Origin of the sequence: Streptomyces sp. NPDC088733 (assembly GCF_044751185.1) — a bacterium.
Classification (GTDB): Bacteria; Actinomycetota; Actinomycetes; order Streptomycetales; family Streptomycetaceae; genus Actinacidiphila.
The window spans coordinates 186,597-205,826 of record NZ_JBIVLH010000014.1 but is presented as its reverse complement, the minus strand read 5'-3'; the positions used below and the strand labels follow the sequence as shown (position 1 = coordinate 205,826).

Annotated in this window: 13 protein-coding genes; 5 read left to right on the top strand and 8 right to left on the bottom strand. The window is 70.2% G+C overall.

What is annotated here, in order from left to right; genetic code table 11:
* Positions 1-4: 4 nt before the first annotated feature.
* Positions 5-1,054 carry an aldo/keto reductase gene (locus ACIP64_RS25615; RefSeq protein WP_401591080.1) on the bottom strand — a complete coding sequence of 350 codons (1,050 nt, stop codon included), beginning with the start codon at positions 1,052-1,054 and terminating at the stop codon, positions 5-7.
* 118 nt (positions 1,055-1,172) lie between these two features.
* Between ACIP64_RS25615 and ACIP64_RS25610 the strand changes: the two genes are divergently transcribed.
* A complete protein-coding gene (locus tag ACIP64_RS25610; protein ID WP_401591077.1) occupies positions 1,173-1,724 on the top strand; it encodes a TetR/AcrR family transcriptional regulator in 552 nt (183 codons plus the stop codon).
* Positions 1,725-1,738: 14 nt separating this feature from the next.
* Here ACIP64_RS25610 and ACIP64_RS25605 read toward each other — a convergent pair whose 3' ends face one another.
* The 3 genes from ACIP64_RS25605 to ACIP64_RS25595 form a co-directional block, all read right to left on the bottom strand.
* Complete coding sequence (locus tag ACIP64_RS25605; protein WP_401591074.1) at positions 1,739-3,862, bottom strand: SpoIIE family protein phosphatase; 2,124 nt, start codon at positions 3,860-3,862, stop codon at positions 1,739-1,741.
* Positions 3,863-3,968: 106 nt separating this feature from the next.
* Positions 3,969-4,796: a universal stress protein gene (locus ACIP64_RS25600; protein ID WP_401591071.1), complete on the bottom strand. Its 828-nt coding sequence runs from the start codon at positions 4,794-4,796 to the stop codon at positions 3,969-3,971.
* Between the two features lie 166 nt (positions 4,797-4,962).
* Entirely contained in the window at positions 4,963-8,706 is a 3,744-nt protein-coding gene (locus ACIP64_RS25595) for a S8 family serine peptidase (protein ID WP_401591068.1), read from the bottom strand.
* A gap of 247 nt (positions 8,707-8,953) precedes the next feature.
* Between ACIP64_RS25595 and ACIP64_RS25590 the strand changes: the two genes are divergently transcribed.
* From ACIP64_RS25590 to ACIP64_RS25580, 3 genes are all read left to right on the top strand, one after another.
* Positions 8,954-9,565, top strand: coding sequence for a hypothetical protein (locus ACIP64_RS25590; protein WP_401591065.1), 612 nt, complete (start codon positions 8,954-8,956; stop codon positions 9,563-9,565).
* Positions 9,562-11,901, top strand: a complete 2,340-nt coding sequence (locus tag ACIP64_RS25585) for a M48 family metalloprotease (protein WP_401591062.1) — start codon at positions 9,562-9,564, stop codon at positions 11,899-11,901. Before ACIP64_RS25590 ends, ACIP64_RS25585 begins: the two co-directional genes overlap by 4 nt.
* 86 nt (positions 11,902-11,987) lie before the next feature.
* The gene (locus tag ACIP64_RS25580; RefSeq protein WP_401591060.1) at positions 11,988-12,857 is read left to right on the top strand and encodes an LLM class F420-dependent oxidoreductase; all 870 of its coding nucleotides are present in this window, start codon (positions 11,988-11,990) and stop codon (positions 12,855-12,857) included.
* 88 nt (positions 12,858-12,945) lie between these two features.
* Here ACIP64_RS25580 and ACIP64_RS25575 read toward each other — a convergent pair whose 3' ends face one another.
* The 4 genes from ACIP64_RS25575 to ACIP64_RS25560 all read right to left on the bottom strand — a co-directional run bounded on the left by ACIP64_RS25575 (position 12,946) and on the right by ACIP64_RS25560 (position 17,260).
* A complete protein-coding gene (locus tag ACIP64_RS25575) occupies positions 12,946-13,818 on the bottom strand; it encodes a D-alanyl-D-alanine carboxypeptidase family protein (RefSeq protein WP_401591057.1) in 873 nt (290 codons plus the stop codon).
* Positions 13,819-14,497: 679 nt separating this feature from the next.
* The gene (locus ACIP64_RS25570) at positions 14,498-15,148 is read right to left on the bottom strand and encodes a response regulator (protein WP_401591055.1); all 651 of its coding nucleotides are present in this window, start codon (positions 15,146-15,148) and stop codon (positions 14,498-14,500) included.
* The gene (locus ACIP64_RS25565) at positions 15,133-16,383 is read right to left on the bottom strand and encodes a sensor domain-containing protein (protein ID WP_401591052.1); all 1,251 of its coding nucleotides are present in this window, start codon (positions 16,381-16,383) and stop codon (positions 15,133-15,135) included. Before ACIP64_RS25565 ends, ACIP64_RS25570 begins: the two co-directional genes overlap by 16 nt.
* Before the next feature lie 10 nt (positions 16,384-16,393).
* A complete protein-coding gene (locus tag ACIP64_RS25560; RefSeq protein WP_401591049.1) occupies positions 16,394-17,260 on the bottom strand; it encodes a hypothetical protein in 867 nt (288 codons plus the stop codon).
* Positions 17,261-17,624: 364 nt separating this feature from the next.
* On the opposite strand from ACIP64_RS25560, the gene ACIP64_RS25555 reads away from it, so the two are divergent.
* Entirely contained in the window at positions 17,625-19,112 is a 1,488-nt protein-coding gene (locus ACIP64_RS25555) for a pyridoxal phosphate-dependent decarboxylase family protein (RefSeq protein ID WP_401591046.1), read from the top strand.
* Positions 19,113-19,230 lie beyond the last annotated feature (118 nt).

The window sequence follows — 19,230 nt, the reverse complement described above, 5'->3', positions numbered from 1 at the left end:
GGCGTCAGATGTTGTCGTAGCCGGGGATGCGGGCCTTGATGCGCTCGAGTTCGCGTGCGTCCGAGACGCCCTGGAAGTCGTGACGGGGCGTGTAGGGGGCTTCCAGCCGGCGGGCCTGCTCGTCGGTCAGGTCGAGGTCGAGGGAGGCGACGGCGTCGTCGATCTGCTGCGTCGTACGGGCGCCGACGACCGGGGCCGCGACGACGGGGTTGCGGCGCAGCCAGGCCAGGGCGACCTGGGCGCGGGACACCCCGTGGGCCTCGGCGACGGCGCCGACCTCGTCGATGACGGCGCGGTCGCTGTCGGCGGTGGCTTTGTAGAGCAGGTCGGCGTAGGCGCCGTCGGTCGCGGCGCGCTCACCGGCGTTCGCCTGGTCGAAGGGGCGGGCGAGACGGCCGCGGGCCAGGGGGCTCCAGATCATGGTGGCGACACCCTCGTCGGCGCAGAGCGGGAGCATTTCGCGTTCCTCCTCGCGGGCGAGCAGGTTGTAGTGGTCCTGCATGGTGACGAACCGGGCCCAGCCGTTGCGCTCCTGGAGGTGCAGGGCCTTGGCGAACTGCCAGGCGTACATGGAGGACGCGCCGAGGTAGCGGGCCTTCCCGGCCCTCACGACGTCGTCGAGGGCCTCCAGGGTCTCCTCCAGCGGAGTGTCGTTGTCGAAGCGGTGAATCATGTACACGTCCACGTAGTCGGTGCCGAGGCGGCGCAGGCTGTGGTCGATCTCCGTCATGATCGCCTTGCGGGACAGGCCGCCGCTGTTGGGGCTGCCCGGACGCATGGTGTGGCGGACCTTGGTGGTGACGACGACGTCGTCGCGGTTCGCGAAGTCCCGCAGGGCGCGCCCGAGTATCTCCTCGCTGGAGCCGTAGGAGTACAGGTTGGCGGTGTCGAAGAAGTTGATGCCGGCCTCGAGGGCGTGCTTGACGAGGGGGCGGGCGGCCTCCTCGTCGAGGGACCAGACGGGGTGGCCGCGGTCGGGTTCGCCGTAGGTCATGGCGCCGATGGCGACCGGGGTGACGTCGAGGCCGGTGCGGCCGAGCTTGATGCAGCGCACGGGGAGGCTCCTACAATGAGGGAGGAAGAGAACCGGAGATCTCTCCGATTGATGCCCGCGACGCTACCGGAGACCTCTCCGGATCGCAAACAGCACTGCCCGCACGCCTGGAGGACCCGTGCCCGACCCCGCGACGCAACGCTCCGACGCCCGGAAGAACCGGCAGGTGATCCTCCAGGTCGCCCACGACGTACTCGCCGAGTCCCCGGACGCCTCGCTCAACTCGATCGCCAAGCGCGCGGGCATCGGACCGGGCACGCTCTACCGGCACTTCCCCACACGTGAGGCGCTGATCCTGGAGGTCTACCAGCACGACATCGGCCGCCTGGTCGACTCCGTCGCCGATGTGCTGGCCGCCCACGCCCCGCTCGACGCGCTGCGGCAGTGGTTCACCAGCCTCACCGCGTATGTGCGCATCAAGCACGACCTCGGCGAGGCACTGCACTCCGCCGCCGCACAGCAGGTCGTCAGCGACTCGTGGCCCCCCGTCACCGCCGCCGTCGGACAACTCCTCGACGCGTGCGAACGCGCCGGCGAGGTGCGCCCCGGCATCGACCCCACCGACGTGATCATGCTGATGAGCTGTCTGTGGCGCACACCGGACAGCCCCCACGGCGCGGCCCAGGCGCAGCGCCTCATGGAACTGGCCATCGGCGGCCTGCGCCCCTGATCCCGGCGAGCAGCTCAGCGCGTGACGGCGATGAGCAGGAGTGCGATGTCGTCGGTGCCCGGCACCGTCTCCAAGGCGTGGTGGAGAAGGACGTCGGCGAGGCGGTCCACGTCCTGGTCCCCTGCCGAGGTGAGGTGGCGCGCGAGCTCGGCGGTGGTGTGCTCGATGTCGGCGCCCGGCACTTCGACCAGGCCGTCGGTGTACAGGACCAGCACCGTTCCCGGCGGCAGCGGGACGTCGGTGGTGGGGTATTCGGCTTCCGTGGTGATACCGAGCAGCAGCCCGGGCGCGATGTGCAGGACCTCGGTGCGGCCGTCGGGGTGCCGGATCAGGGGTGGGAGGTGCCCTGCCGTGGCCACGCGGGCGCAGTGGCCCGCCAGGTCGAGGTCGGCGTACAGGCAGCTGGTGAACAGGCCCGCGTTGAGATCGGCCATGAGGCGGTTGGTGCGGGTGAGGACTTCGCCCGGGGAGGTGCGGGCGGTGGCATGCGCGTGGACGGCCGTACGCACTTGTCCCATGAGGGCCGCGGCCTGGATGTTGTGGCCCTGCACGTCGCCGATGACGGCGGCCGCGCCGTTGGCGTCGCAGCTGATGACGTCGTAGAAGTCACCGCCGATGTCGGTGCCGTGGCCGGCGGGCAGGTAGCGGGCGGCGATCCGCAGGCCGGGGATGACGGGCAGGTCCTGGGGAAGCAGGCCGGTCTGCAGGGTGCGGGCGAGTTGGTGTTTGACGTCGTAGAGGCGGGCGCGGTCCAGGGCCTGTGCGATCAGGTCGGCCAACGAGGTGAGGATGGTTCGTTCGGCCAGGGAGAAGGAGCGGGGCCGGTCGTAGGAGAGCACCAGCAGGCCGGTGGGCCTTCCGGAAGCGATGAGGGGCAGGAACGCCCACGCGTCGCGGTCGCTGTAGCGGGGAGCCTGCGGATAGGCACGCTGAAAGTCGGCGAAGCTGGTGAAGAAGGTCGGGGTCTGTGCCGTCACCACCCGGGCGGCGGGGGTGGGACCGGACAGCGGCTCGCCGTCGAAGCGGGCCATGAACGCATCTGTGTATCCGCGGTGGCCGGCGATGCGCAGGCGACCGTCCTCGACCATCATCAGCCCGAGCCCTTGAGCCTCGAATGCGGGTACCAGCTGGGCGGTGACGCGGTCGACGACGTCCTTCACCCCGGCGGCCTCGGTCAGGGCCGCCGCGAGATACATCAGCTGATACAAGGACAATGCCCCGAGGGCGCCGCGCCCATCGGAAGAGCCCGTTTCGTCGCCCGGCTCGACGGCACCGTCCGCCACGGCTGTCAAGCGAACGCTGACGCCGGTGGCCCCGGGATAGAGCTGGAATGAGATCCGCTGGTCAGGTGGCCGGAGCGCGGTGAACCCGGTCGGTCTCCGGCTCATCTGCGCCGTCCGGTAGCGGTCCTCGAACGTCGGCTCGCTCAGCCACAGCAGCCGCTCCCAGGGGCGGGATCCCAGCAGGTCCGCGACCCCCGCACCCAGGAGTTCACCGGCCGCGGCGTTGAGGAAGCGGATCCGGCCGTCCAGGTCCAGCGCCAGGCAGCCCACCGGCAGGCGGTCCGTGAAGTCGTACGCGGCCAGCGCCTCGGCCCGGCTCGGCGTCCGCGGACGGTTCGGCCCCAGGACCACCGGCTGTGCGCCCGGCAGCAGCGGATACCCGTGCCGAGCGGCCTCCTCCAGCACCCGTGTCGCCCCGCGGCAGAAGTCCTCGATCGCCTCACGCTCGCGCTGGTCGAGCTCCGGGGGGTGCCAGGCCGGCCACACCAGGCACACGCCGCCCCACACCGCATCGTCGCCGGTGAAGGGTGCGGCCGCCACGACCGTTTCGTAAGGGGCCACCAGCCCGATCCGGGGATACCGCCGGGCCATGTCGTGGGGGCTGCCCACCCAGACCGGGGAACGCTCCCTCACCGCCTCCGACAGCGGAGTCGCATCGTCGATCCCGATCCGCGCCCACAGGGCGGCTATCCGCCGGGACATCCCGGACAGCGCCACCAGCTGAAGCGCGTGTTCCCCCGGCGGCAGTACGTACAGCATGCCGACGGCCGCGTCGACGCCCCGCACCAGACCGCCGAACAGCCCGGTGAGCCGGCCCAGACCCGGCGTAGGCCGCCGCACATCATGTCGCTGCACACGCTCACCCCGTCGCAAGCTCGCGTCCTCACCCGCACTCCGCGACTCCGCGAGCCCCCGCCCGCTGGGCCCGGACTGCCCGCCGGGAGCGCGACGTGCCAGGCGCCTACCCGGTTCCGCGGACGACAGCCACGGGAGAGTGGGCGTGCTGAAGCAGGGCCTGGCTCACCGAACCCAGGAGCAACCCCCTGAATCCGCCCATGCCCCGCGAGCCGACGACCGTGAGCGACGCCGTCCTGCCGGCGTCGATCAGTGCCTCGCGGGGGTCGCCGTGCACCACCGCGTGCCGCACCGGGACGTCGGGACGGCTCTGCCGGTGCCCCGCGAGTACCGCGGTTGTATCCATGCTCTCGTCCGCCGTGCCGGGTCGGCCCTTGTGCGCGTGCAGGGCGACGAGTTCCGCTCCGCGCAGCTCCGCCTCGGCAAAGGCGAAGTCGACCGCCTTGGCTCCGGCGGGGGATCCGTCGACGCCCAGCACGACCGGCCCTGACGGGGCCGGTTGCTCCCGCACCACCATCACCGGACACTGTCCGTGAGCGGCCAGGAACACCGCCGTCGAGCCCAGCAGCATCCCGATGAACCCACCCGTGCCCCGGGGTCCGACGACCACGAGATCCGCGGTACGCGACTGCAGTTCCAGGACCGACACCGCATCCCCCTGCAGCACGGTCCCCGTGACATTCACCTGGGGCGCAGTGCGCCTGGCGAGCTCCACCGACTCGCGGACCACGCGCTCGGCCGCGTCCTGGAACACGGTCGCCGGCGGTCCCAGAGGGGAGGGATCCATGGGCACGTGCGCCGGCATGGGCGGCGGCACAAGCGCATGCACCACGCGCAGCTCCGCGCGGCGCGACAGGGCTTCCCGGGCAGCTTCCGCCACTGCCGCGGAACTGAACTCCGAACCGTCGACTCCTGCCACGATCACACCGCCCACCGGCCTTCTCACCTCCGTGGATGTCAAGCGTGCAGGGCGTTTCCGCGCGAGTTGCCGGGAGGCGGCACGCGGGTGCCGCTCCTCCCCCGACAGGGTGCCTCGGGTCAGGGGCGGCCGCATCCCGGGGGCCGGGGCCGGTGTGCACCGGCCCCGGCCCCCGCTCACGTCATACGAGTCCGAAGGCCCGAATGACGGTCTGCGTCACCGAGGTGCCCGACCGCTGGTCGGCGGTCACCCGGAGCGACACGAAGTCGGCCCCGGAGGGAGCCCGCAGGGACGTCCGCCACGTCCCCTTCTTCTCCTGGAGGTCCTGCCGGTGCCAGGTGGCGCCGTCGTCGTAGGAGACCTCCAGCCCTGCGCCGGAGACGGCGTCCTCGGCGGGAGCGATGCCCGGCAGGACGGGGGTGATGGCGAGGTCCGCCGTGCGCCGCGCACGGCCGGCGGCGTCCAGGTCCGCCGCGTAGTCCAGTTGGGCCAGCGGAACGGTCCCGGGGGCCGAGGCGCCCGAGGTGAACCTCCATTCGGTGCGGGTGGCGGTGGAGTAGGGGCTGAACCCGGTGTCCCCGGTGGTGTCGGCGACGAGCCGGTACGGCAGCGTCCCCGGGTCCAGGTCGTAGGCGTACACGTAGGAGCTGTCGGTGCTGAGCAGTTGCCGTTCGCCCTGGTAGAGCTCGACGTGCTGCGACATGGCGGTTCCGTACTCGGCGCTGCCCGTGTGCGCCGTACCGGAGTCGCCGAAGCCGCCGACGTAGAACGAGAGGGACGTCTCGTCGCGGACGGGGAGGTCGTTGTCGAGGAGGCGTGGACGGACGACGGGGCCGAGCCAGCGTTCGTCCTGCTTGCTGCCGGGCCGGTAGGCCGTCGGCAGGTTGCCCGACCCCATCCAGCCGGGCAGGTAGGCGAATTGCTGCCATCTGACGTTGCCGCCCGCGGAGACCCAGTCGGTGCGCTCGCCGGGGGCGACGGAGTCCCCGCTGGTCTGGCTCGCGGCGCCCCACAGGTACGGCGGGTAGTCGACCCGCGTCTCGGTGGCGCGCTTCCCGGGCGGCTGGGCGAAGTCGAGGTCGAGACGCGCGAGGGCGCCCGGATCCGCGACGAGGGAGGGATCTTCGGGAACGCTTCCGGAGTGGTAGTCGACCAGGTCGTACAGGTACTCCGGTGCGGGATGGGCCTCGATCGCCAGCCGCACCCGCTGCTTGCGGGAGGCCGCGATGTCGCGGATGAGGGCCTCCCCCTCGTCCTGCGTGACCGACGCGACCGGGAGCGGCCCGGCCGTGACGTTGTCGGGGTCGCCGTACCAGTCGTTCTTCCTGCCCGTGCCGTCGTTGACCACCAGCAGCATCGCCGCGCCGGCTTCGTGCGCCGCCGCCGCCTGGTCGCTCGGCGGCACCTCACTGCCGGCGCGTACGACGACGGCCCTGCCGCGGGCCGGTACCCCCGCGTACTCGCCGGCGGATCCGGTCCCGGCGAAGACGGTGTCGAAGCGGGTGTTGCCCTCGGGGAGCGGCGGCGACCCGCGCTGCACGAGGGCGTCGTCGAGCGTGCGGTCGTCGTAGGCGATGGTCAGCGGTGTCTGCTGGGTACGGAGCCGGGTGGTGAAGACGAAGCTGCCCTTCTTCACCGAGTGGTCGTCGGTGGGAAGTGCCCAGAGGCTGTCGTAGCGGGAGTCCGGGAAGACCGACTCGACGAGGCCGCCGTCGCCCGCGGTGGGCTTGTCCGAGGTGAAGGACCGGTAGATCTCGAGCCTGCTGCTGACGACGGCGCTGGGTTTGGGCGTGATCGCCCGCACCTGGCGTGCCCGTGAGGCGTCGAGCGGCACCTCGCGGTCCGTGGTGAGGTCGACCTCCGGCGCGGCGAGCAGCGCGACCCCGAGGGAGTGGGGGCCGTGGGTGCCCTCCACCTCGGCGAAGGTCAGGACCGTGTAGGGGCCGGGCGCCAGACGCTGCGTCAGCGTCCCGTCCTCGGGCACCTCGGCGAAGGACGAGCCCTTGGTGCTCCGGATCTCGATGAAGCCGCCCATCGGCCTGCCGGAGCGGTCCTTCATCCGCACGGTGAGGTTGTAACGCTCGGGTTCGACGCTGACGCCCGCGGCTGTGTGTGCGAGGACGGCACCGCTGCCGTCACGGGCGAGGACCTGGGCGGAGTACTGGCCTGCGGCCCGGCCCCTCGGGTCCGCGGTGAGGCCGACCCGTGCGGAGCCGTGTGCCGGCAGATCGACGTGGTCCGAGGCCAGGGCGAACACCCCAGCCGCCGAGTCGCCCGGATCGAGGGACAGGTCCAGGGCGACGGGGTGGTCCGCGGTGTTGGTGTAGACGATCTCGCGTGCCACCGGCTGGGTCCCGGAGCTCGACCACTGGACGAGTCCGGCGTCCACCGAGCCGGTCGCGACGACGGGCGCGTCGTAGGCCGCCGCCACGTCGACCCGCCCGGTGCCCGCCCGGTAGGGCGTGTAGGCGGGTGTCCGGACGCTGGAGCTCATCAGAGCGTCCTTGATCTGCCGGCCCGTCCAGTCGGGATGCTGCTGCGCCAGCAGGACGGCCGCGCCGGCCACGTGGGGAGCGGCCATGGAAGTGCCGCTGAGGGTCTGGTAGTAGCCCTCGCCCGAGGCCGCGTACTGGGAGCGGGCCGCCAGCACGTCGATGCCGGGGGCGGTGATGTCGGGCTTGAGGCCGTCGTCGAGCCCGCGGGGCCCGGAACTGGACCGCGGGTCGAGCCGGTCGGAGGTGTCGACCACTCCCACGGTCAGCGCGGCGTCCGCCGTCCCCGGTGCCGACAGGCTGTACGGGGAGGGTCCCGCGTTCCCGGCGGCGACGACGAACAGCGCGCCGGTCTCGGCGCTGAGGGCGTTCAGGCTCTGGCTCATCGGGTCGGACTGGTCGGTGAGGTACCGGTTGCCGAGGCTCATGTTGACGACCTTGGCGTGCTCGGTCCGCGCCGCCCACTCCATGCCCGCGATGATCCAGGACTCCTGGCCGACGCCGTCGTTGTCGAGCACCTTGCCCACCATCAGGTCGGCGGAAGGGGCGACGCCCCGTTCCTTGCCGCCGGAGGCGGCGCCGGTGCCGGCCACGGTCGACGCCGTGTGGGTGCCGTGGCCGTCCCTGTCGGTGACGTCCTGGTCGGGAACAAAGCTCTCGGTGGCGACCACGCGGTCCACGAGATCGGGGTGCGCGGTGTCCGCGCCGGTGTCCAGTACGGCGACCTTGACCCCGGTACCGGTGGTGCCTGCGGCCCAGGCCGTGGGGGCACCGATGTGCGCGGTGGTGTCGGCGAGGAAGGCCTCCGCCTTGCCGTCGAGCCAGATCCGGTCCACGCCGAACGCGAAGGACGGCCCGTCCGGCAGGCGCTGACCGGCGGACGCACGGTTCTTCTGACGCTCGGTGCCGGTGCCGGTGAGCGCCGACCAGAACTGCGCCGCCCGCGACCGGCCGGCAAGCAGAGCCTCTCCGTTGATCGACGGGAGGTCGATTCCGGCCTCGACCCCGGGCAGCGCGGCGAAGGATCTCCTGGCGGCCGCCGACTTCAGGTGGCTGACGATGAGGGGGAGTTCGCGGGCGCGGGCGTCGTCGTACCCCTGGGCCACCAGTTGGGTGACATTGAACAGCCGCCGGTCGAGCCGGTCCGACGCGATGTAGGGCACGACGTCGTCGGGATAGACGTAGGTGTCGGAGCCGTCGGCGAGCACCCGGACCGATCCCGTGGCCCCGGGCGGGCGTTGCACGCTCACCGAGGCGGGTGTCCCGGCCGGGCCGGGCGTCACGGTCACCTTGTCGCCGGTGATCAGCGTGACGGTCGCCGCCGGCCCAGGGGTCCGCCCGGCGGGTACGGCTGGGGACGGGGGTCCTGGAGACGCCCCGAGCGCCTGACTGGGCGTCATCAAAGCGGCGACGAGGGCAGTTGTGACGCCCATGACCGCCGTTCCCGATCTTCGCGCAACTGGTCGCCGCACGGCACCTCCCATGGTTGATGGTCGACCGCGATTCGATCACCTCCGGCAAAGCCATGTACAGATCTTTCATTTCTGTCAACACGCCTACTACGCTGCGGTGTTCAGCACCCCACGGGGTCCAGGGGGCTTTCCCGACGAGCCTGCGGGTAAGGGGAGTTGGGGGAATACTCCCGTTGACACGGTGGCGACGAGGGGACGGGGCCCGCTGGTGGGTGCGGTGCGAGACGGCGAGACGGCGAGAACGCGGGAGCTGGCCCGTGAGGCCGTGCGGCGGTTGGCCCCGCCGGAGCTGCCGTACTTCGAGGAGACGGCCGACGCCTATTTCGAGGACCCGGCCCGAGCGCCCTGGAAGGCACGTGCCGAGCCGCTGGGCATCGGGATCGAGGCCCTCGCCGTGGGCTCTTGGACGCTCTTCGCCCTGCCGGTCGCGACGTCCGTCGTCGGAACCATCGCCACCGACCGTTTGCGCGAGGCGCACCGGCGGGGCTGGTGGCACAGGCGCGGAGCACGGGAGGAGGACCGCCCGGACGCCGCCCCGGACGGTGAGGCCGTCGGTGGTCAGGACGATGTCGCGGACAATCCGTTCGCCGCACCGGGCCCCGCCCGGTCCACGGCGCCGGTGGGACAGGAACCGTGGGACCTCGACCTGCTGCGGCGTGTCGCCTACGACAACGGGGTCAGGCTGGGTCTGTCGCCGGACCAGGCGGGACTCCTCGCCGACGCCGTCCTGGGCGGGGTCGTCGCGGGCCGGGACACGGCGGCTCCGGAAGCGGCCGGCCGGTCCGCGGACGGCGGCGGGGCGGAGGAAGCGCCCTCGTGACGGTGGTGTCGAGCGGAGCCGGGGCCGGCCGCTCGGCGGCGATGCAGGGGATGCAGCACCCGTTCCGGCTGCCCTCCGGCACCTCCCTGCGCTTCGCGTTGCTGATCATGAGCACGTCGGTGGCGATGGCGGCGGAACTCGGCTCGCTCGCCACTACCACGGCGTACCTCACGCTGGGCGGCGGCAGCGTGGACTCGCTGACCAAGGTGCTCGACTGCGCGTCGAGGAACTTCGCCGGCGCCGCGTCCGATCCCGAGGCGTTCGCCCGCCGCTGCGGGCTGTCGGACCTCGGCGGCGGCGGAAGCACCGTGGAACTGGCGGCCTTCGCCGCGCTCTGGCTGGGCGTCGGCATCACCTACTGGTTCCTGCCCGTCCACCGGCTGCGCCGCCGCCGACTGCGGCCCTTCCGGCCCGACGCGCACCCGGGCATCCAGGACACGCTCACCGAACTGACAGCCCTGGCCGAACCGCGGTGCGCGGTGCGCTTCGTCGTCGACCGGCGGGACCAGCGTCCCACCGGACTCGCCTTCGGAAGAGTCGGCCGACGCTACGTGATGCTCAGTGGCGGCCTGCTGCGTCTGCACGACCTCGATCCCGAGGCGTTCCGCGCGATCGTCCTGCACGAACTCGCGCACCTGCGCAATCGCGATGTGGACATCGCGTTCCTCACCCTCATCTGCCACCGGCTGTTCCTCTTCGCCGTGGCCGTCCCGATGGCGGTGACGGCGCCGTTCGCCCTGCTGGTGAGCTGGCTGCTGCTGCCGAGCAGTGCGGTCTTCGGGACGCTGCTCATCGGCGCCCAGTGCGCTCTCGCGGTCACGGTCGCGCACTCCGTCGGCGCGGTACTGCGCAGCCGCGAGTTGTACGCGGACGCCCGGGTCGCGCTGTGGACACGCGGCGCCCACTCCCTGCGGCGCCTGCTCGCCGCGCAGCACGTCCACGAGCGGACCGCACCCCGCCGGCGGCTGCTCCGCCGCACGCATCCTTCCGCCGCGAAACGGCTGGCCGCGCTCGGCGACACCGGCCTGCTCTTCCGCTTCTCCCCCTGGGACGCCTTCGGACTGGCGCTGTCCTGCTCGCTGGTCTACCTCCCGGTGGCGCAGTGGACCGGCGACGCGATCGGGCTGACCGACCGCGACAGCGTGCCGCGCACCCTGGTCCCCGCCGTACTGCTGGGCGGCAGCGTGGCCGCGGGCATCTGGCGCGCCACGCTGGGCGCACATCTGAACCGCACCAGGTGGGCGGGGGCCCACTCCACCGGGCTGGCCGTGGGCTGCGGCCTCGCACTGGGCACGTTCGGGGACGAGGAGCACCGTACGGCCCTGGCCCTGAGGGTCTCCGACTCCCCCGCGGTGCAGGTGGCGTTGTGGCTGATCTTCGCCGCCTCCGGCTACGCATTCGTACGGTGGAACGCGGTCACCGCCCGCGCCTGGGCGCCGGTCGTGCTGGCCGCCCGCCGTCCATACCTGCCGATCGCCTGCTGTTGCGCGGCGGCCGTGGCACTGCTGGGCATCTGGCTCGGCCACGTCCGTCCCCTGGGGCAACCGGGCTTCTCCCTGCTGACCATGCCGAGTCCGCTGAACCTGCTGCCCACACCGCTGGACTACCTCGGCTATGTGTTCTCCATGGCCGTCGTCCTCCCTCCCCCGCCGGCCGTGATCGCGGTGGTCGCCGCCACCGCCGCGGTGCCGCTGGCAGCGCCGTTCTGGGCACGGCTCCTCGCCCGCGGCAGGGACGACGCGCACACCGCGGGTGCCCGACGGTTTCTGCTCCGGTCCCCGTCCGCGGAGGCGTCCGCGGCGCTCCTCGCGCCCCAGCGCCTGCGTCCGATGCGGGCGCTGGTGGGCGGCGTCGTGTTCGGTGGGGCCGCTGGCTTCGCGCTGTGGACGGTGCACGTGGACAGTGCCCTGGTCCTCCCGTGGCCGATCCAGTGGCTCGGTTCGGTGTTCACCCTCTACACGGTGCCCGTCGCGATGCTGCTGCAACTGGCCGCCGGATTCTTCGCCGCACGGCGCGGCGCGCACCTCGACCTGCGCGCCCTGCACGGCGTGCTCGCCGTGATCGGAGCGGGGCTGCTGCTCCCCTTCGCCTCGTTCCTCTCACGCGACCACTTCGCCTGCGTCCGCTGGGGCGTCAGCCACCCGGCGTGCCAGGAGGATCCGCTGTCCGGCATGGTGTTCATCTCGACGACGATCACGGCCTGGACGGCCGCCTTCGCCCTGCTCCTCCTGCCCGCATGGACGGCGCTGCTCGACAAGGTCCGGAGTCCCGCGGCCCTCCCCGGTCCGCGGGTGCCATGGCGCGCACCCGGGCGGCCGCCTCGGCCGCATGGGTGACGCTGCGCACCGCCTCGGCACCCGGCCTGCCATGTCACCCGACGGCGCCCGTGCGCCGTGCTTACGGTGACGCCAGGAGGTGGCGGATGCGCGTGGGGCTTCAGGCACTCGGCATCGGTGACGGTGCCCGTCCGGAGATCATCAAGGCGGTGGCCGCGGCCGCCGAGACGCACGGCTTCGCCCGGCTCTGGTGCGGCGAGCACGTGGTCCTCGTGGACGCGCCCGACTCCCGCTACCCCTACTCCGCCGACGGCCGGATCGCCGTGCCCGCGGACGCGGACTGGCTGGACCCGCTCCTCGCCCTGAGCTACGCGGCCGCCGTCACCAGCAGCATCGGACTCGCCACCGGTGTGCTCCTGCTGCCCGAGCACAACCCCGTCGTGGTCGCCAAACAGGCCGCCACGCTCGACGTGCTCTCCGCCGGGCGGTTCACGCTCGGGCTCGGGGCCGGCTGGTCGGCCGAGGAGTTCGCGGCGCTCGAGGTCCCCTTCGCCGGGCGCGGGCGGCGCGCCGAGGAGTACCTCGCCGCGATGCGAGTCCTGTGGGCCGAGGATCCGGCCTCCTTCGCCGGGGAGTTCACCGCCTTCGAGGCGATCCGGGTCAATCCGAAACCGGTGCGCGGCGGCCGGCTCCCGGTCGTGGTCGGCGGCAACAGCGACGTCGCCCTGCGCCGCGCGGCGCGGCACGCCGACGGCTGGTACGGCTTCTACGTCGCGGCGGCCGACGTCCCCTCGCATGTGGCCGTCCTCGCCGACGAGTGCGCCCGCACGGGCCGCTCCCTCGATGGATTCACCATCGCCGTCGCGTTGACCGACGGCACGCCGGGGCAGCTGCCCGGTCTCGCCGCGGCGGGCGTCTCGGAGATCGTCGTCGTCGGCACGCCCCCGCCGGCACCAGAAGCGGCGGCCGGCTGGGTCGAGGACCTCGCCCGGACATGGATCGTCCCGGACGAGTGACCCACGGCCGCCCGTACCGCCGGCGAACGGCAAAGGGTCTGCCCGTGACCGCGCGGCCGTGAGCAGACCCTTCGTCAGGCAGGCCTGACTACTTCTTGAAGGAGTAGTTCATCATCTTCGTCGCGTCCGACGCCCGGCTGGTCGCCGAGGAGGAGGCGAGAACGGTGCCGATGACCGTCTTGCCGTTCCGGGTCGCAGCGAAGACCAGGCAGTACTTGGCGGCCGTGCCGGATCCGGTCTTGATGCCGATGGTTCCCGCGTAGCTGCCGAGCAGGGTGTTGGTGTTGGTCCACGTCATGTAGCGGTAGCCGCCACTCTTCGTGGTCACCTTCTGCTTGGTCGACTTCGTCTTCACCACGGTGCGGAAGTTGATGTACTTGATCGCACTGGTGGCGAGCTTGGTGAGGTCGCGCGGGGTGGAGTAGTTCGCCCCGTTCCCGATGCCGTCGAACGAGTCGAAGTGGGTGTTCTTCAGACCCAGGGTCTTGGCCGTCGAGTTCATCTTGCCGATGAACGACTTGACCCGCGCTGCCCGCGAGGTGCCGGTGCCGAACTTGTCGGCGAGGGCGTAGGCCGCATCGCAGCCGGACGGGAGCAGCATCGCGTACAGCAACTGACGGACAGTCAGCTTGTCGCCGACGACCAGGTGCGCCGAGGAGGCGCCCTTGGCGACGATGTAGTCGCTGTACGCCTTCTGGATCGTGACCTTGGCGTCGAGGTTGAGATTGGGCTGGGCGAGCACGACGCGCGCAGTCATGATCTTGGTCGTCGAGCCGGTGGAACGACGGACGTCGGCGGACTTCTGGAAGAGGGTCTTGCCGGTCGCGTAGTTCATCACGAAACCGCCCTTGGCGGTGATCGCGGGCACCGGAAGAGTCGCGGCCTGGGCGGGGGCGGTCAGCACCCCCGCGGACAGCAGCCCTCCCGCGGTGACGGCCACCGTGACCACGCGAGATGTCATTTTTATGGCGCTTTTCAAAACGTATGCCCCCATGTGTTCCTGCGGATTGACGGCAGGAATCAGCCGTCGACGCATTGGACAACCGGGAGGGGCAAAGGGATGTACCACCCACCAAGAATTCTTCAGGCCTTCTCCGTCCCACCACACGGCCGGGCCGCACACCCCGGGTCCACGAGCAACAGCGGTGGTGTGTGAGGGAGTTCGTACCGTCGGCCTGCCCGCCGGAGCCTGACGGATGAACAGTGGGCCATGGTCGAGAGGTGACCGCCGGCGACGCGTCCCGGCCCGCGTTCGCCCCGCGAGACGTTGCTCAACCTTCTACTGCAGCAGAGGCCGTCACGCACGCAACAAAGCTCCGGTCGGAGCAGGTGAACTACCAAGTCGCCTGCACTGAACGGAGCTTCAATGGGCCTCGCGCGGTCGGTGACCTGCCGTCGACACTGGCGACCTTCCCTGATCCACGTGACCGACGCGGCACGCGGCACGCGTGGGGCTGCTACTCCCCCGGGCCTCCGGGCAGGAGTACACGGTCTTTCCCAGCGAATACGCGACCTCTCCGCCCTTCACGACGTACGCGCGCAGCGTCAGCGGGGTGTCTTCGGGGAGGTCACCCGATCCGTAGTCGGTGTAGTCACCACTCCAACCGGCGCGAACGCAACCGTTGCCGACTCGGGTGCGGTCAGCTTCGCAGGTAGGTCAGGACGGCGAGTACCCGGCGGTGGCCGTCGGCCTCGGGGAGGTCGAGTTTGGTGAAGATGTTGCCGATGTGTTTGGCCACTGCGGCGTCGCTGATTCCGAGCGTTCGGGCGATGGACGTGTTGTTGTGTCCTTCGGCCATATGCCCGAGCACCTCCCGTTCCCGTGTCGTCAACCGGTCGAGTGGGTTGGTCGTGCGTCGGCGGTTCAGCAACTGCCGTACCACATCGGGGTCGATGACGGTCTCGCCGGCCGCGACCCGCGACACCGCGTCGGCGAAGTCGGCGACCTCGCCGACGCGGTCCTTGAGCAGGTAGCCAACTCCGGCCCGACCTGACGGGCCGAGCAGTTCAGCGGCATACGCGGTGGCCGCGTACTGCGACAGCACGAGGACCGCCGCGTTCGGGTCGCCGGCGCGTAGTGTCACCGCGGCACGCAGCCCTTCGTCGGTGAAACTGGGCGGCATGCGGACATCGGTGATGACCAGGTCGGGTCGGTGCTCTCGGGCGGCCGCCAACATCGAGTCACCGTCGCCGACCGCCGCCACCACGGTGTGGCCGAGTCCTTCGAGCAGGCTGACGAGTCCGGCCCGCATGAGCGTGGCGTCTTCGGCGAGCACTACTCGTAGCGACATGGCAGGTCGATCCGCACTGTGGTGGGTCCTCCTTGTGGGCTGCTGATCTCCAGGGTGCCAGCCACGACGGCCACTCGGTCGGCCAGTCCCCGGATGCCTGTGCCCAGTGACGGTTCAGCGCCGCCCCTGCCGTCATCAACGATTGTCAGCGCCAGTCGTTGTTCAGCGAGTCTGCCACTGATCTGGATACGAGTGGCCGCGGCGTGTCGTACGACGTTGGTCAGGGCCTCCGAGACCACGAAGTAGGCGGTGGCCTCGATCTCGGGCGGCAGCCGGCCGGGCAGGTCGAGGTCGACCTCGACCGGAATCGGAGACCGTTCGGCGAGTTCGCGTACCGCCTCGATCAGCCCGAAATCGGTGAGGACCTGAGGATGGATGCCGCGGATCTGGTCCCGGAGGGTCGTGAGTGCCAGGCGAGCCTGCTCGTGAGCCTCGCCGACGAGTTCACCGGCGCGTCCTTCTGTGTCGGCCATATGCCGCTCGGCCAGACCCAGCTTCATCGTCAGGAGAACCAGGTGCTGCTGCGCGCCGTCGTGCAGGTCTCGCTCGATCCGACGGCGTTCGGCCTCGAAGGCGTTGACCAACCGGCTGCGCGACCGGGCCAGCTCCTCCACCTGACGGTTCATCTCGGTGCCGGTGGGCGCGAGCAACCACTTGGCGAAGGCGGCCTGGGCACCGCCGAGCACGCTGATTCCGTACAGGGTGACCACTGTCGCGGGCACCCCGACCAGACCGGCGACGACGCCCGCCTGCCCGACAGTCTCAACCGTCCAGCTGGCCAAGGCGATATGGAAGTCCGCATGGACGCCGGCGCCCAACCCAACCCACAGCGGCAGCGTCAGCAGGAGGAGGCAGATGAGCAGGACGAACACCGCGGCGAGGTCGAGGAGCGCAAGCACCGACAACAGACACACGCAATAGCCGAATTCGCGCCAGGTGGCAGCCTCGGCCGCCCGCCGCCGCACCCACGCCCAGCCGCTCAGGGGCGCGGGTGCGTGCGGGTCGCGAACCGCCACCGGCTCCATGAAGCCGAGCCGATGGCGCTCCAGCGCCCCGATCGTTACGCTGACGAGCAGCAACAGCGGCGGAAAAAGCAGCAGCGGCAAAACAACCAGCCAGGCGATCGAGACGACCGCCACGCTACTGACCACATAAGCCAGGCTGCGCCACGGCCATCGCGACCGGACGAATCGGATGGGGTTGCCCGCCATCGCCCGCCACACACTCGTAGCCACGGTCACGACCCTACAGGCGCATGATGCCGAGCAGCGAGGCGGCGGGGTCCAGCGCCGAGAATGTATAGGCCACTGTCGCGAGTAGCAGCAGACATGCGGTCAGGGCCGTGATGACACCGAGTGTAGTGTTCATGAATCTCACGCGGGTGGCGCTTGGGACGGCGGTGATACGCCGCCTCCAGAAAAGGACGCTCACGAGGACGGTCGCCACCATCAGCGTGGCGGATACCACCACCATGACCCAGTCGTATCGCTCGACATCGCCGAGCAGTACCGTCAGCGCGGGGGAACCAGCGTGCGGGCCGGCCGAATGCCTCAGCCCTTCGCGCATTTCACTCAAAACCTGTGCGAGTTTCCCGTCGGCGGTTCCACCGGGTAGCACCCCGAGCAACGCGCCCATCGGTACGGCCGTCGCCGGGATGTTGAACATCAACACAACCACGGCGGCAACCGTCGACACCGTTGCGGCGATGGCAACCGCCGCGTACCAGGCCTGGGCACGCAGATATCTCTGCCACAGCGCGGCGGCGAGCAGGGCGAAGACAATGACCGACAACGAGCTGATTGCCACCTTGATCGCATGCCACTGGAACCAGTAGTCGACCAGCGTCGTCAGGTGGGCGGGGAACGCCGGAGTTCCGCTTCGCCAATACTCGACGAGAGCACGCCCGAAGGCGTCCCGCAGTTTCGCGTCACTGTAAGCCCCGAAGGTTGGACTCAGGAGGGTCCTGGGGGCGGGCTCGAATGCTGCCACCAAAGCTGCGCTGACCACCAGCAGCAACCCGATCACGGGCACCGAATGCAGTCGAACAGTTTTGCGGTCGGAATCTGGTGTCCGTTCGGCGGCACCAGTTGCGGAGATCAGTCGAGTTCGCATGAGACGACGGTAGAGAAAGGGCCGCTCGCAGCGCTATGGCACATGAGCTAGCACAGCTGGGTGAGGCTGCGCTACCCGAGCGGTATAGCTAGCTCTACCTCAGGTCGAGTACGCCACCTATCACCCAATAGCAACAAGATGGGCACTAAATATTCGATTTCTCACCAGGAGTGATCTACCCCGGCTCTCTCCAGAAGTACAAGATCATCCTCAGCGGTAACATCACCAGCACGCGGCAGGCGCTCACAAAAAGGGGGCGGCAATCCCCGACGAGCCCGTCGACCTCCATGTCTGATTTCCGCCAGAACCACAGGACGTCGTTGGATACATTCGCGGCTCATGTCCACCGAGTGGGAGCTTGGAGATGAACGTGACGACACGTGACTTGCTCGCCGCGGCCGCAGCGCACGCCGCCGACTTCCTGGAAAGCCTTGATGATCGTCCTGTACACGCCGCCGCCGCGCTGCCCGATCTGCGTAAAGCACTGCACCGCCCACTGCCGGACAAACCTCAGGCGGCAAAGACTGTCCTGGATGAGCTTGTATCCGATACGGCCGGCGGACTGCTCGGCAGCGCAGGTGGGCGGTTCTTCGGGTGGGTGATCGGCGGCGGTGTTCCTGCTGCGTTGGCCGCGGACTGGCTGACATCGACGTGGGATCAAAACGCCGCGCTGTACGCGTGCGGCCCGGCGGAGGCAGTGATCGAAGAGATCACCGGAGAATGGCTCAAGGAGCTTCTCGGGCTACCCGGCTCCGCCTCTTTCGCTTTCACAACCGGAACACAGATGGGCCACCTGACCGCATTGGCCGCCGCACGCCATCACCTGCTGGAGTCTCGCGGCTGGGACGTTGAGCGACAGGGCCTGGCCGGCGCACCGGCAGTACGCGTATTGACCTCGGGTCTGGAGCACGCCTCCATCCAGCGTTCCGCACGACTACTGGGAATCGGTACCGACGCGCTGGTGGCAGTGGGACACGACGAGCACGACCGAATCGACCTGGCTGAACTGGAACGAACGCTCGATGAGCACGCCGACGCCCCGACCATCGTGTGCCTGCAGGCCGGTGAGATCAACACCGGTGCCTTTGACGACTACACCCGGGCATGCCGGCTTGCTCACACATACGACAGTTGGGTACATGTCGACGGCGCGTTCGGGCTCTGGGCTGCGGTCAGCCCAACCCACCGTCACCTGCTGACTGGTCTGGAGCTCGCGGACTCGTGGACCACCGACGCCCATAAGTGGCTGAATGTGCCTTTCGATTCCGGTTTGGTGTTCGTCGCGCACCCGGATGCACACCGCGCGGCCATCTCCACTCGAGCGAGCTATCTCGTGCACGCTGGCGACGCAAGCGCTTCTGTGAGCTCTGGCCCGCCGGCACGTGATCAGATCGATTGGAATCCCGAGTGGTCGCGCCGCGGCCGCGGCGTGGCTGTCTACGCTGCCCTGCGTTCTCTGGGACGACAGGGCATCGCCGAAACAGTGGAACGCTGCACTCGCCATGCTCAGCGCCTCGTCACTGAGATCGGCGCTCTGCCCGGGGCCGAGGTGATCGTGGCCCCACAGATCAACCAGGGCCTGGTACGTTTCCTTGCCCCGGATGGCGGCCACGACCAGCACACCGATACCATCATCGACCGAATTCAGGCCACTGGCCAGGCGTGGTTCGGCGGATCTACTTACCGGGGAATGCGCGTCATGCGCATCTCGGTCGTTAACTGGCGAACTACTGACGGCGATGTCGATCGCGCAGTGACGGCCGTCCATGACGTTCTCGCAGGGGTGGTTCGCGAGTTCGAAGAGGGCCGCGTCTCAAATGCCCCGTGGCCGACTCGCCGGGGCAACTCTTAAGGACAGCACCGGCGCCTGAACAGGAAACTTGACAGTTACCTGCGGCCGACCGTCCGTACGCACCGGAGTTGCCCAGCAGGTGGTCGATGGCCATTCGCCGACCAGCACATCGCGGTCG

What these genes read in the sequence shown, in the direction of transcription:
- ACIP64_RS25595 (WP_401591068.1), bottom strand. Translation starts at nt 8,706, where the DNA reads ATGGGCGTCACAACTGCCCTCGTCGCCGCTTTGATGACGCCCAGTCAG.
- ACIP64_RS25580 (WP_401591060.1), top strand. Translation starts at nt 11,988, where the DNA reads ATGCGCGTGGGGCTTCAGGCACTCGGCATCGGTGACGGTGCCCGTCCG.
- ACIP64_RS25575 (WP_401591057.1), bottom strand. Translation starts at nt 13,818, where the DNA reads ATGACATCTCGCGTGGTCACGGTGGCCGTCACCGCGGGAGGGCTGCTG.
- ACIP64_RS25570 (WP_401591055.1), bottom strand. Translation starts at nt 15,148, where the DNA reads ATGTCGCTACGAGTAGTGCTCGCCGAAGACGCCACGCTCATGCGGGCC.
- ACIP64_RS25560 (WP_401591049.1), bottom strand. Translation starts at nt 17,260, where the DNA reads ATGCGAACTCGACTGATCTCCGCAACTGGTGCCGCCGAACGGACACCA.
- ACIP64_RS25555 (WP_401591046.1), top strand. Translation starts at nt 17,625, where the DNA reads ATGAACGTGACGACACGTGACTTGCTCGCCGCGGCCGCAGCGCACGCC.